General features: G+C 44.5%; 9 protein-coding genes. 2 read left to right on the top strand and 7 right to left on the bottom strand.

The window, feature by feature from the left end; all coding sequences use genetic code 11:
* Positions 1–191: 191 nt before the first annotated feature.
* The 5 genes from AC0J2X_RS17140 to ahpC all read right to left on the bottom strand — a co-directional run bounded on the left by AC0J2X_RS17140 (position 192) and on the right by ahpC (position 6,969).
* On the bottom strand, positions 192–1,676 hold the full coding sequence (locus AC0J2X_RS17140; RefSeq protein WP_342341118.1) for a PepSY-associated TM helix domain-containing protein: 1,485 nt from the start codon (positions 1,674–1,676) through the stop codon (positions 192–194).
* A gap of 10 nt (positions 1,677–1,686) precedes the next feature.
* A complete protein-coding gene (locus AC0J2X_RS17135; protein WP_342341117.1) occupies positions 1,687–2,223 on the bottom strand; it encodes a hypothetical protein in 537 nt (178 codons plus the stop codon).
* 9 nt (positions 2,224–2,232) lie between these two features.
* Positions 2,233–4,395, bottom strand: a complete 2,163-nt coding sequence (locus AC0J2X_RS17130) for a TonB-dependent siderophore receptor (RefSeq protein WP_462586250.1) — start codon at positions 4,393–4,395, stop codon at positions 2,233–2,235.
* Positions 4,396–4,662: 267 nt separating this feature from the next.
* A complete protein-coding gene (gene ahpF, locus AC0J2X_RS17125; protein WP_462586251.1) occupies positions 4,663–6,252 on the bottom strand; it encodes an alkyl hydroperoxide reductase subunit F in 1,590 nt (529 codons plus the stop codon).
* A gap of 159 nt (positions 6,253–6,411) precedes the next feature.
* Positions 6,412–6,969, bottom strand: a complete 558-nt coding sequence (gene ahpC / locus AC0J2X_RS17120; protein ID WP_425291745.1) for an alkyl hydroperoxide reductase subunit C — start codon at positions 6,967–6,969, stop codon at positions 6,412–6,414.
* Between the two features lie 299 nt (positions 6,970–7,268).
* Between ahpC and AC0J2X_RS17115 the strand changes: the two genes are divergently transcribed.
* Both AC0J2X_RS17115 and AC0J2X_RS17110 read left to right on the top strand, forming a co-directional pair.
* On the top strand, positions 7,269–8,591 hold the full coding sequence (locus tag AC0J2X_RS17115) for a DUF2252 family protein (protein ID WP_472996233.1): 1,323 nt from the start codon (positions 7,269–7,271) through the stop codon (positions 8,589–8,591).
* Between the two features lie 329 nt (positions 8,592–8,920).
* Positions 8,921–11,503, top strand: a complete 2,583-nt coding sequence (locus AC0J2X_RS17110) for an ExeM/NucH family extracellular endonuclease (RefSeq protein WP_472996232.1) — start codon at positions 8,921–8,923, stop codon at positions 11,501–11,503.
* Between the two features lie 118 nt (positions 11,504–11,621).
* Here the strand turns inward: AC0J2X_RS17110 and AC0J2X_RS17105 are convergent, their stop codons facing one another.
* Entirely contained in the window at positions 11,622–13,307 is a 1,686-nt protein-coding gene (locus AC0J2X_RS17105; RefSeq protein WP_472996231.1) for a response regulator, read from the bottom strand.
* A 208-nt stretch (positions 13,308–13,515) separates the two neighbouring features.
* Positions 13,516–14,187, bottom strand: coding sequence for a 2OG-Fe(II) oxygenase (locus AC0J2X_RS17100; protein ID WP_472996230.1), 672 nt, complete (start codon positions 14,185–14,187; stop codon positions 13,516–13,518).
* Positions 14,188–14,550: the final 363 nt, after the last annotated feature.

Below are 14,550 nucleotides of genomic sequence, written 5' to 3'. Positions count from 1 at the left end.
TGACAACTGCGGTATCAATGCCAACACACAGTTTCGTATTCGATGTGGTGATGAAGACACGTGGCGTATAGTATGCAAAGCTTGTCAAGAACGAGCAAAGGCCAGCAATGGCTATATGTATGGCGGTACGTGGAAAAGAAAGAAGCGTAACTAAGGGGCTTCCTGTGAGCCCCTAATAGTTACGATAAGATTTACGCATTCACTCTTTTTTCTTGCGCTGATTGAGGCGCGCTGTTACTCGCGTCGGCTTCAATCTGTGTTTCTGCATTTTTAGCTCGCTTAATCAGCGTATTAGCACGATAAACACTCCACACCACGTACACCACCATAGGTATATTAAGCTGAAGTGACGCAACCGATAGCGTCGCGCTTTGGTGCACAGCCGCATAGGCTATGAGTAACACCATTACGCTTAGGCCTGATATAAGCAACCATATCGGCTTTGTGAGTGATTTAACTCCCACTGTAATACCGGTATTAAGTAGCATAAGGCACCAAAAAACGGCGATGAGCGAGCCTGTAAAAAACATATCTGCTACAGCAGTTAATGCGAGTGCACTCACACTACCCCACACCGTGCTGTACCAAAGCCTGCTTGCTAACGGCGGATGCGCCTTCTTAGACAGCCAAATCTCCATACCCGACACGCAAAGCATGGTCAGCATTACACCAAGAACAAAGTACAGCCATTTGCTGGTAAGGCCGGCGAAGTCACCGAAGTGCAAACGGTACATCGCCCATACCAACTGCTTACCCCATTCACCGAATTCATAGCCGGCCACACCGATAAAGTTACCCGCCGTATCGAATCGATAGCCTTCTGCGTAGATCATTCTATTGGGTGCCTTGGCATATATTTCGATGAACTGCTCTGGTTCACCGACTTCGTGTACCGTTAAAAATATTGGCGACTTTTCTGGCGCTAGCGTTTCCATTTGTGCAAACGCCCTACCAATAGCCGGTTTACCTTCCTGTGGCGCTAATACAGGGTCTGGCGTAAAGATTTTCTGGATAACCGCGTCGCGATCGCCTTCGTAATTTAGTGAGGCAACAACCACCAAAATGATCCCTGCCATACCAAAATATGCGCCTGTTATACCTATAACTAAATGAAAAGGCGCTGCCCATAGTCCAAAACGGTTGTGCAAATCAATTTGTGCTTGCTGACCGTTGCCACCCCGTCGAAGTTTAAAAGCATCTTTTGCTATTCGTTTGTGAGCAATAATTCCAGTGACGACAAGAGTACAGATGATAGCGCCCAAAGCGCTGACCAAAATCATTCCCCAACTTTGTGGCAAATTGAGATACAAGTGCAAGTTCACGAGCATTTCGGTAAAAGACACGCTTTCTTGCTCTAATAAGTTACCTTCACTGTCGGCAAAGTAAGCAGCATGATCGTTTTCTACCACCAACCGAGGGATATCTGATGTAGGGAAAACCACATAAAGATGGTGAGACTCCTGCGTATTCTGAGCCAAAAAGGTGTCCATCGCCTTTTCAACAACATCAGGAGAAACATTCTTCATTTCTTCAATATGCGGCTGTTCCCACCTTTCAAACTCTAAGTGAAAAACCGCAACGGTCCCAGATAAGCACACCAAAAAGAGAAGTACACTTAGAAAAACGCCTACCCAAGTATGTGCATTTAATGCATTTTGTTTTGTTATTTTATCCATCGATATTCACCTACATGGGGAAGAAAATAAGTATTGGTAGGCAAAGCGCAGCCAAAACTGCGTAAGCAACAACAACTTTAATTTTGTGGGCGGTAGCAAGGTAGTGATAAACAATAAGACCCCAAAAAATTGGCAACAGCACGATACCTGTAGCCAACTTCCCTGCTATTGAGAATGGAAGTAGCGCACATAGTCCTAGCGTCAATAACACGCTCACAACCAATAAAACAACCAGCACCACGATGTAGTTTGCGATGTTCCCTAGAACTGTACGTCGCGAGAAATCAAAGCTCCTCGGCTGAGGTACATTTTTTGGCTGAGGCAAATGCGTTTGGTTAAACGCAATAAAAGGCCACACTAAAATGGAAGGGATACACAGCACATACAGCACGCCAAACTCCCACCCCTGAGCATAAGACCAGCACACTGCTGCAACTAGCCATACGACAAGACCCAAATAAAGATACGTTGACGCTTGAGCGCGCCAACTTTTATAAATAACACCTAAGGCTGCAAGTGTTAAACCACCCGCTGCAACTGAAAGCATGATAAATCCTTAAAACGAATAGGTTAGCGACGCGTTCACTGTTCTGCGTACACCAGGGAAACAGTCACCTCTGAATAAGCAAGACGTGAGATATTTTTTATCGGTCACATTTCTTACATTCAGCTGCAAATTCAAATTATCTGCTAGCTCGTACGACACCATCAGGTCACCAAGGGTGTAGCTAGGCGTGTCGTATCTGATGATACCATTCTCAGAAACTGATTCTCCCACGTAGCGAATACCAGCTCCTACCGTCAGCGCTTCAAGCTCAAGTGGAGAATAATTTACCCATAGGGATGAATTGCTGTCTGGCTGTGCTGACAACGAAAAACCGTTAGGATCTTCTGCATCCAAGACCGACGCCGCAAACTGCGCTGTTATCTGGCCAAAGTCTACGCGCCCTTCAAGCTCAATCCCTTCAATGGTCGTTACGCCTTGCTGTTGCGCCGCTTCGTCTGGTAATCCGTTAGGATTAGGAAGGTTTGAAACTTCAATATCGTAATACGCCAGCGTGATAAAACCAGGTACTGACGAGAGTTCATACTTAATCCCTGCCTCGTATTGACGACCTTCTTCAGGCTTAAGCTGGTTGTTATTGTTATCTAGTCCCACTACCGTCTCGAACGACTCAGCGTAACTAAGGTAGGGAGAAATGCCGTTGTCAAAACGATACAAAATTCCAGCTGAGTATGATGTTTGCGTGTCATCCTGCTCAGTTACGCCCGTATCATTATCAACGCGGTCGTGACGTAGGCCTAGCGTTACCCGCCAGTTTTCATAGGAAATTTGATCAGACAGGTATAACCCCGTGTCCGTGACTGTCTGTTCAGGCGCATCGTTGTAGATTGTGTCGAAAATGGCTTGCTCTGGTGCGCCTGTGTACTCAGGGTTAGCCAAGTCCAGAATGTACCTAAAATCACCTTGTAATACCCCACCACCAGCATAGTAAGCAGAGTTGGCGTCAGTCTTAACATGTTGATATTGTACACCCGCTAATAATTCATGTTCGAAAGCGCCTGTTACAAAGCCCTTGTTTACACGAATATCAAAAGCGTGTTGATTAAACGTATTGTCTGCTTGATAAAACGTTCTTGGCACAAAGGTATCGGTAGGCGCGACCGGTGCCCCTACAAAAGCGTTTAGATAGCGAGTACCGCCCGTAAAAGTGGGCCACGCTTGGTGGTAGTCTGCCTCACCATCTCGCCATAAGGCAGTAAATGAAAGTGACGTTGTATCGTTAATCAAGTGCTCGCCAAGCAAAGTAACTTGGTCCGACTTAGTATCAAATTTATTAAACCCTGGTTCACCTGCGTAAACATCTTGGTCGGGTAAATAAGTGCCGTCAGCCAAAGGCAATAATGTGCCTTCCACAGGAATAAACTGCGCTGCTGTATCGCTATCAGTATCTTGGAATAACCCGATAAGCGTTAGCGTTGTATCGTCAGAAGGCATGAAGGACAGTGACGGCATGAATACTTGGGTGTCATCGCTAACATAATCAACCTGAGAGTCAGCATTACGATATATACCAACAAAACGCCCCATCCACTTATCATCTTCAGACAGGCTGCCGTTTACATCCACCCCAACTTGCGCGCGGTCGAAGTTTCCGTAGGACAACACCACTTCGCTTCCTTTGCCTAACGTCGGCGTTTTTGACACATAGTTCATTATGCCACCGGGAGAGCCCTGACCGTAAAGTACAGAGGCAGGCCCCTTAAGCAGCTCAACCTGTTCCATTGTGTAAATTTCAGCTCGCGTAGAATTATAGCTGCCAAACAACTCTTGAATTGAGTCGCGATAGCGCGGAATACTTAATCCTCTGGAAGAGATTGAATCGACTCGGGTGGCGTATCCGTAAGACTCCCCCGTCACACCCGCCATATAGGTGGCAGACTGAGAAAGATTTAACACACCTTTTTGCTTTAAATCTAATGCGGTTTCAATGGAAATTGTACGGGCGAGTTCGACAATGGGTGTATTTGTTTTTGTTGCGCCAAACGGAGAACGCATGCCCACTACTTCAATCTTTTCTACTGCATTCGCTTCTGCTTTTTCCGCTGTTGCTTCTCGCTTATCTATAGCTGAGCCAGCGCCACTTTCATCTTCCTGAGCATGTGCGTGAGACACTAAGATAGCCGCTACCGCCAAGCTGAGTAATTTCTTATTCATGTTGAGTGTTTTCTGTTATTAATTTTTAAGACCCATCAATTCACCTATTACAAGAATGAAGTGAACTGAAGGCTGCATTAGTACTTTCGTCTAATTTAGCAAAAATTTACACAAATGATAACCAGTATCATTCACATTAACATTAATAAGTAACAGAAAACGCGTTAACCGAGGTTGTTAAGTAACATAAAGATACGCGCATACAAAAAAGCCGAACTAACAGCGTTAGCTCGGCTTTAACTCTCATGAGAAGTGAAAGGCTAATGACTATGCCGCTTCACTTTCCTGTTCAGACTCAACTACTTCATGGCTTAATAAGTATTCAAATGCAGCAAGCGATGCTTTCGCGCCCTCGCCCATCGAAATAACAATTTGCTTATACGGTACTGTTGTTACGTCACCGGCTGCAAATATACCCGGCTCAGATGTATGACACTTAGTATCAACAATAATTTCGCCATACTGCGTCATGTCTACCGTGCCCTTCATAAACTGACTGTTTGGTACAAGTCCAATTTGAACAAATACACCTGCAAGTTCACGGGTGTGCACTTCGTTAGTTGAGCGATCTTGGTATTCAATTGCGTTTACTTTGCCATTTTCAGCAGTAATTTGGCGCGTTGCCGCGTTCTTGATAATGGTAATATTATCGCGCTTTTGAGCTTGATCGATAAGTACCTTATCCGCTTTTAGTTCTGGCATAAATTCAAATACCGTCACCGATTTTACAATGCCTGCAAGGTCAAGTGCTGCTTCAATACCTGAGTTACCACCGCCAATGACCGCTACGTCTTTACCTTTGAAGAAAGGGCCGTCGCAGTGTGGGCAGTACGCAACACCATTACCGATGTTCTCTTTTTCGCCCGGAACACCAAGTTCTCTCCAGCGTGCGCCTGTCGCAACAATAACCGTACGAGTGCGGATCTGTTCGCCAGAAGAAAGCGTAATGGTTTTAATGTTGCCTTTCTCAATGCTATCAACACGTACGTGCTCTTTAAGCGTTATGTCGTAATCGCGTACGTGCTCCATCAAGTTACCAACAAGCTCAGGGCCCGTTGTTTTAGGTACTGAGATAAGGTTCTCGATACCCATGGTATCTTTAACTTGGCCGCCAAAAGTTTCAGCAACAATGGCAACTTTAAGGCCTTTACGGGCACTGTAAATCGCCGAAGCAACGCCTGCTGGACCACCACCGATAACCGTTACGTCTTGAAGTGGTAACGCATCGCCTTTGTTTGCTTCTTTAAGGCTAGGGTCGCGTTCAATTAACTTGTTGATAAGCACAGAGGCATCAACTTTACCATTCGCGAATAGCTCGCCATTAAGGTATACGCTAGGAACACCTTGGATGTCGCGCTCTTGAATTAGATTTTGATATAACCCGCCGTCGATCATTTCGGTCTTGATGTTAGGATTAATCAAAGCAAATTGATTAAGTGCCTGTACGACTTCAGGGCAGTTGTGACAGCTTAAGCTAATGAACACTTCAAAATTAAGTGGTTCATTCACCGCTTTCACCATCGACTTAACGCTATCGTCTAGCTTAAGTTCAGTACCCGCTGCATGCAGCATGGCAAGTACAAGCGAGTTAAACTCGTGACCGCCAGGGATACCAGAAAAACGAATTCCCGTATCTTCGCCGTCAGCTTCCAACAAAAAGCTGATTGCACTGCGCAACTCATCATTTGTGTCACGCTCTTCTACGTTTAATTTTTCGCTTACTGAAGCAATGTCGGACAGAAACGTCACAAGCTCTTCACGCTTGCTATGTTCACCGGTCTGTACGACAAAGGTTACGTTTTTTTGCATTGACTCTGCATATGATTTCAATGCTTGTAAAATTTCTTTAGTTAACACGGTTATTCTGCCTTATTTTCGACACGCCGATCCCCGCCAACCTTTTGAAGGGTCAACAACATAAGCGGAAATTGGAAATTAATATCAGGGAGTGGAGACCCACTCCCTACAAATTATTTGCTTAATACTGTGCAATGCACGAAGCGCTAAGCGTGCTGCTTAGATTTTGCCTACTAGGTCAAGTGAAGGTGCTAGAGTTGCTTCGCCTTCTTTCCACTTAGCTGGGCAAACTTCACCTGGGTTGTTTGCAACGTACTGAGCGGCTTTAACTTTGCGTACTAGGTCATCTGCGTCACGGCCGATACCTTCAGAAGTGATTTCCATCGCTTGGATGATGCCTTCTGGGTCAACAACAAATGTAGCGCGGTCAGCAAGACCCATAGTTTCACGCATACAATCGAAGTTACGAGTGATTTCGCCTGTTGGGTCGCCAATCATTGCAAATTTGATCTTGTTGATCGTGTCAGAAGAATCGTGCCATGCTTTGTGAGTGAAGTGAGTGTCAGTAGATACTGAAAATACTTCTACGCCACGTGACTGAAGTTCTTCGTACTTGTCAGCGATGTCGCCAAGCTCAGTTGGACAAACAAATGTGAAGTCAGCTGGGTAAAATACGAAAACTGCCCATTTACCTTTGATGTCTTCGCTGCTTACGTCTACGAATTCGCCGTCTTTAAATGCAGTTGCTTTGAAAGGTTTGATAGCAGTATTAATCAATGCCATGTTTAATTCTCCATTTGGTTTAAATTACTTTCGCACGTTAAACACATGCGAATACAAACTTTACGTTTATTGTGTCGACATGGTTTTGCAGTTTTGTGAAGATAATCACGTAACGCGAAATTCATGTCTCTCGAAACTGGTGATAAGAATAGCGCGCACAATCACAAAAAACTAATTGGTAAAAATGAATCGCTTAATCAGGTTATTGAATTGAACGATGAAAATTGAGCCAAAATAGATTGATTGTTTTGCAATACGGTTTCACCGGCTAAACTCTGCTGAATGAGAAAACTATGACCCATTCCCGACTACAGCGCATCTCCCACGAAATAATGCTAATCGATGGACACGCGCCATCTCGCACTTTGGCAAAGCATGCAAAAATGGAGGCCAGCCCCTTTGTTTTCTACAGAGGCAGTGCGCAGTTGTTTTACGCTGATATAAAAGCTGGCCTTATCAATTTTCCTAGAGAATGCGAGACAGTTCCCCTCACCAGCGTGATGGGAGACTGTCATACTTCCAATTTTGGCTTTCTCACAGAAGAAGGGTCTCACGGAGATACAGTGATCTTCTCACCCAACGACTTTGATGATGCGTGTGTCGGCAAAGCACATTGGGATGTGCTTCGTTATCTCACTTCATTGCACCTTGCCCAGATACATTGCCTAGGCACCGTTGATGGAAAGTATGCGTGCGATAACATCGACATCACTAAACCTGTTGTCAGCCACCAGCAGGTTATTAATGCGCAATACGCATTTATTGAGCGTTATGTAGAAATCTGTAGCCAAGTAGTAGAAAACGCCATGGTGATCAATGAAGCCATAGACTACTGTCCAGATGCCGTGCCAAGCAAGCTGACCAAACTATATAAAAAAGCCAAAGCTCGCAGCGCAGGAGGAGAAGACTTCACGGTTAAAAGTGCGCTGGCTAAAGCCGTTCATTTTGATGGCAAGACCTTGGGGTTTAAGGCCAACAGTGAAAAATTTTCTACCCTAAGCCCACAAGAATACGCCACGCTACTAGAAGCTTTTGCTCCCTACATGGACGATGCGGTAGTCGATATAGTGAAACGCCTGGACGCGGGCACCGGGTCGGTAAATATGGCGCGCTACTACTTTTTAGTAGGACCAGCAAAACCACATAATTCAGCAAGCTTTGCGCATTGTCATATTGTCGAGGTTAAGCAACAACGTGTTGCGGCGCCTATTTATTACTTTCCAGATTTTAACCCGGTTAATCGCCTAAATGCTGCACACCTTACAGCTCGATGCCAACGAAGAATGCAAAGAAAACCCGACTTAGTGCTTGATGAAGTTAAGTTTGAAAATGCGCATTACCTGGTTCGCTCCCGACATCACGCTAAAGTGGGAATCGACCCACAAGATATTGCAATGGGAAATAAAGCGATAAATGGTGGCTTTGAGTATTTTGCCGAATTGTGCGGGTATAGCCTTGCGCTAGCTCACTGCCGAGGCGATAGAAGAAGTACACGATTCGCGTCGTCAGCATCAACGTCCTTTTCTCAAGTAAAAAGCCTGCTCGTAAAAATAGCAAATCTTTATACAGAACAAGTAGTTGATGATCATGCGCTGTTCACTCGTGCGCTGAAATAAAGATATCAAGAAAAAGCGTATTTTTTACCAGGCGGACTGTTGTCATAGACGTGTCGTTAGCATTACTTAACACCTATATTAGCTTTTGGTTAAGAGTTAAAGGTATGAGTAAACTTACCTGTAGATGATAAGAACTTGATATCTAAGTAATATTTTAAAAACAGCTTGAATAAGGTTAAGTCATTCCTATCCATTACAAATGCCCTTAGTGTAGTTCAAGCAATAAGAAAATTGCGCTTCACATATCACTCTGTTTTTTCTATTTCGGCAAAAGCAGAAGCAGTAATTATGTGAATTAAAAATAATGAAAACTACAAAGGGAAAATGACGTGAAAACATCATTAACTTTACTATCTGCAGGAATCATTTCTGCACTTTCTTCAACCGCCATCCAAGCTAACGATTTAGTCATTAGTGGTGTTATCGATGGACCGTTAAGCGGTGGTGTTCCAAAAGCAGTTGAACTTTTCGTAGTCAATGACATAGCAGATTTATCTACCTATGCCCTTGGAACTGCAAACAACGGCGGCGGTACTGATGGCGAAGAGTTTACGTTTCCAGCTGGTACGTCTGCAAGCGCTGGTACTTATATCTACGTAGCATCAGAAATTGATGGATTTACTGCGTTTTTCGGTTCTGCACCAGACTACGATACTTCATCAATGGGTATTAATGGTGACGATGCTATTGAGCTTTTTAAAGATGGCAGCGTTATTGACACGTTTGGCGATATCAACACCGACGGTAGTGGCACCGCGTGGGAGTACCTAGACGGTTGGGCATACCGGACGTCAGGTCAAACAGCAAATGGCGGCAGTTTCGAAGCATCTAACTGGACTTACAGTGGTGTTGACGCGCTTGATGGCTCGACCACTAACACTGACGCTGCAACGCCGTTTCCAGCGGGTACATTTACCACTGAAGGTGGCGGTGACGTTGTAGAAGTTCCAGAAGAGCCTGCTGTTGAGCTAGGTATTTGCGGTGCAGACGCGACACTTATTAGTGCTATACAGGGCAGTGAAAGCAGCTCTGCTGAAGTTGGCAATAACGTTATAATTGAAGCTATTGTAACTGGCACACGTGCTGGCGGCTTCTTTGTCCAAGAAGAAGCGTCTGATTACGACGCTGACGACGCCACGTCTGAAGGCTTATTTGTAGAAGGTTCTGTCGACGTTGAAACAGGTAACCTGGTTCGCTTTTACGGTGAAGTAGAAGAAAACTACGGTATGACCACACTTGCTATGGATAGTGATGTGGCTGCACTTGATTGTGGTACAGCGGATGCTGTAGCAGCGGTAGAACTTTCTATGCCGTACGAACTTGACCTTGAAACCGTTGAAGGTATGGTTGTTAGCGTGACTGATGCAACAGTGACGAGTACAAACAACCTGTGGCGTTTTGGTGAAATCGTTGTTAGCGATACAATTAAACGCCAACCAAGCGACGTAGCTGCGCCTCTGTCAGAAGCTTATACTGCGGCAGAAGAAGCGAGCGAGACAAGCCTTCTTACAATCGAAGATAACAGCAGCTCGCAGTACCCAGATGCACTTAATTACTTCCCTACTTTCAGCTACGCTAATGCCATTCGCATTGGTGATTCGGTTTCTGCTGCTGGCCCACTAAACTACAGTTTTGGCACTTACAGAATTAATCCAAGCGACGTTATCGAAGTAACGTCTTCTCGCGAAGCAAACCCAGTGGTTACAGAAGGCAACCTATCTATTGCTACGTTCAACGTGCTTAACTACTTTAATGGTGAAGTAGATGCAAATGGCGACGTAAATTTCGATTATGACGAAAACCGCGGCGCAGACGATGAAGTGGCGTTTGAATTGCAACAGGGTCGTATCGTTGAAGCTATCGTTAACCTTAACGCAGACGTTGTCGGTTTGATGGAAATCGAAAACGATGGTTTTGGTGAAGATAGCGCTATCCAATCTCTAGTTAATGCTATTAACGCCGAACTTGGTGAAACCGAGCAATACTCATTCATCGCAACCAGTGATGGCAGTGAAATTGGTACGGATGCGATTACTGTAGGCTTGTTATACAAAGCTACAGTAGTGACGCCAGAAAATGATGCCATGGTAGTTGCTATGCCAGAGCAACAAATTGATGAAGATAGCCTGGCACGCATGCGCCCAAGCCTTCTTCAATCGTTTGTACACACTGAAAGCAGCAAATCGTTCCTTGTTGCCGTGAATCACTTTAAATCAAAAGGTTCACAGTGTGCAGAAGATGTGGCAGAAGCGCCGTCTGAAATTACCACGATTCAGGGTAGCTGTAACGCACTTCGTGTATCGGCAGCTATCACATTAGGCAACGCGCTAAGTGATGAGAGCCTGCCAGAGCGCAAGGTTATCTTAGGCGACTTAAACGCTTATAGCGCTGAAGATCCAGTAGCTGTACTTACCGATTACACACCTGAGTCTCGTGGATACACTATTACGACTGCGGTCAATACAGGTATGGATGAAGGCTCGTCAGTGGACGTAGAGTCTAGCTTCGGCTATCACAACTTGGCTGAAGAGTTTGATGCAGAAGGCTTCTCATATTGGTTCTACGGAACTGAACAGGTAGGTAGTTTAGATCACGTACTAGCAAGTGAAGCCATGCTTGAAGACGCCATTGACGGTGCTCACTGGAACATCAACTCAGTTGAAGCTTACCAGTTGCAGTACGATCAAGCGCTTCGTTATTACCCAGATGAAGACGGTTACGCCTTTACTGATGTTGGTCCATTTAGAAGCTCAGATCACGACCCATTCATCGCAACCTTTGACCTACAAGCAGACGTAGTTGAAGAGGAAGAAGAAAACAATGATAGCTCAGGTGGAGCAATGGGAGGAATTCTTGCCCTGCTAGCTGCAGCGATTGGCTTTCGTCGTCGTTCGACTACTGTTAAGAAGTAAAAAGTGAAAAAATGAAGTACACGCTTAACGGGTGTGCTTCATTCACGTAAAAAAGCTGCCTCAATGGAGGCAGCTTTTTTATTGGTACTCTTTTCAATGACAGTCTGTGTAGTAACCGTTATGCTTTAACAGCCACCACACCAACTAAGTCAGCAGCGTTACTGTCATCCACCTCAATGCCGATTCGGCTTATGTACTGATCCCGCTTTTCAGCCTGGGTTGGCGACAAGTCACTACTTAAAAGAAGCTTCGCCGCTTTATGGGCCGCTTCCATGTGCTCGTCTGTTAAATTATCCCCTAAGTGGATTTGAGTAATAACTTTCAACAAGCTAAGCGCAACTTGTTTGTCTTTAGGCGACAGTGTTAGTGCTTGGCATAAATTGTTGAAAGCTGGCGACAACCGATTCTCTTTATAGTTAACCGCAGCCATTTGCTTAAGCTCTTTTGTGGTAAATTGAATTTCAGTACGTTCAATCGACTCTTGATTCAGGTATTCATTTACCACTTGAGAAGTAAACGTGTCTCCTTCAATTTGCTTTCTAAGCTTATCTAAAATACTCACACAGTGTTCACGCATTCCTAACTCGTGAAATGCTTTCATTTTATCGAGGCTATCCTCCATTGAGAGGCCGTCGGTAGACGCCGAACGATCCTTCATCAACTTTTCAGCCCCTTTTTTGTCGTCTCGCAAGCACAAGACACGCGCTTTTACGACGTCAATCTGCTCGCCAAGCTGAGACTGCATGCCCTTTTGTTGTTTCAATTCTTCCAGTTCAGATTCTGCGCGTTTCATATAGCGTTCGCCTTCTGTACTGCCAAGGCTTGTGGCTAAATCAATGGTTGAACGAATAACATTGAGCGTTAGCTGAGGTGAGTCATGGATAGAATTTTTAGCAAACTTTGCCATATTCTGAACGGCTGAAAGTTGCCCTGCCTTATCGTGGTTCAATCGAGCAAGATCCCATAACCGTTTGTTACGCTCAATATTGCGAGGTGCTAGCCTACTCGCCTCTTTCATTTGTTCGTAGGCAATATCGAACTGCTCTTTCTCTATGAAATACTGGGCAAGCAAGTCAAAGGTTAAGAATCGCGTGTCGTGGCGCTGCAATAAGTCATCAACCAGTAGCTGGGCTTCTTCTAATTCATCTTGTCGAAGCAACGACCGGGTTAAACCAATGTGAACCCACGCATGATCCATGCTCTGCAATAAGCTTCTAAAGTAGTCTTCCGCAGTTTGATAATCGCGAAGCTGCAATAAGCAATCACCAATTAAGCGTTTAATTCTGGTGTGATACTCCGATAGCGAAGGATCTTTTAACTGGCGCTCTGCATAGTACATAGCGGTGGAATAGTCCCCCACCTGCATACAATGAAGCATTTTATGTAGCTTTAACCTTATTTGGATAAGGTATTCCAAACGCAGCTCAATTTTGTTGCGCTGAAGAGGTTTGACCCAAAAGTCATCCGGTTGCAATTCAACAATACAATTAACCAATTCAGGCGATGTCTCTGCACTGAGAAAAATGACCGTGGTGGTGTCGTTGATGTGATTGAGGTGTTTTAATTCTTCAAAAAGGTGAAAGCCATCTTTGTCGTGACTGACGTTAAACGCCAGTAAAACAAAGTCGTATTGTCTTGCAGCACATAACCTTTTCGCGTGAAAGGCATTAAAAGCACTGCTTACGTTTTTTATTCCAATTTCATGCAAAGCTGATGACACTACATCATGTACAAGCCCCTGGTTATCGATAACCAGCACATGTAATTCTTCTCTTGGGGTTGGGGCAGGTATTTTTTCCAGCATTTACCAATCACTTCTAACGTCTTTTCCCTAAGCGTCGTAATAGAATACTTGCTATTGCGACGGCACAATGTTGCGCGAGCTGTGCGCGAGAGGAGCTGGCCCATAATTCAAACCAGTTTTGTAATAATAGCGCGCATACAGCCTAAACTTATTATACATAAGTCTTGGTTTTTAGATACACGTGCGTTTCACAACGTGATTAGTGCTTTTATCGAGGCGGATCAATCGCGTCGTTAACGCTTCCGTTAACCCTAAACCAACCTGCAACCGAGTGACGGCTGCGGGCAGCAGGTAATACTTCATGAGGGAATTGTTCGCTCAAAAAGACAACGAAAGTACCTTTCGTTGGCAGCACCCTTGTTCCAATTAGATCACTTTCATCAGCGTAGAGCACGAGTTCTCCCCCATCTTCTGAAGTCCAGTCGTCATTCAAATAGGCGACTAAAGACAACACGCGATTGCCCTGACCTTTAAACGCATCTACATGGCGTTTGAAAAATTTACCCGGCTCATAGCAGGCAAAATGACTTTCAAAAGAAAAAAGCCCCATAAAGAGCGAACGATTTACATACTGCTGCATGGCTTCACACCACGAAAGCCACAAAGCGCCTTCGCTAGATGAACCTGTAATCCAGCAAATCTCGTCCCCTCTAACTTTTTCAGCCTTTTGATAATTCTCTGCGCGACCAATACCTGCCGCTTGATATTCAGCTTCAGAGATTGAACGCTGGCAGGCCAAAAGTGCTTGTGTAATGAAATCAGGTAAACCATGCTCTTGAATAGAAAAGCCTTTCGTGACTAAGTCATCGACGATATTTTCAAATATGGCTTCATCGAAAACGTGAAGAGGCTGATACGACGCAAGTTGTTCTCTATTCATCAGAGCATTTCTACCTTTGAGCGGTTAACTAATCGTGTAGTTAGGAGCGGGTTGTGTACGTTAAAAAACTAGCGAACTTATACGCGGGGTTGAATCCTATAGCAATTGCATCACCACGCATTTTCCGCGCTATTTTTTTATCGATAAAAGAAAAATTATTTGTCGTTAAGAAGTCGCACGCTTCTTGCTTATTTAATATCAATTTTAAAGTGAGCAAATGACGGTAAAGGTAAACTAAATCAATAAGTAAACCGAGGTGTATATTTTAAGAGGGTTGATTGAGAGAATTTTCTTCTGCCCTTGTTTCCGTTGCCATTACGTCTGAACATACGGATTGTAATTAACAGTTGAAAAACGCATGGC

It is taken from the genome of Alteromonas sp. R7, assembly GCF_055755235.1.
Note: the sequence above shows the minus strand (reverse complement) of the source record. Positions and strands in the feature narration are given on the sequence as shown.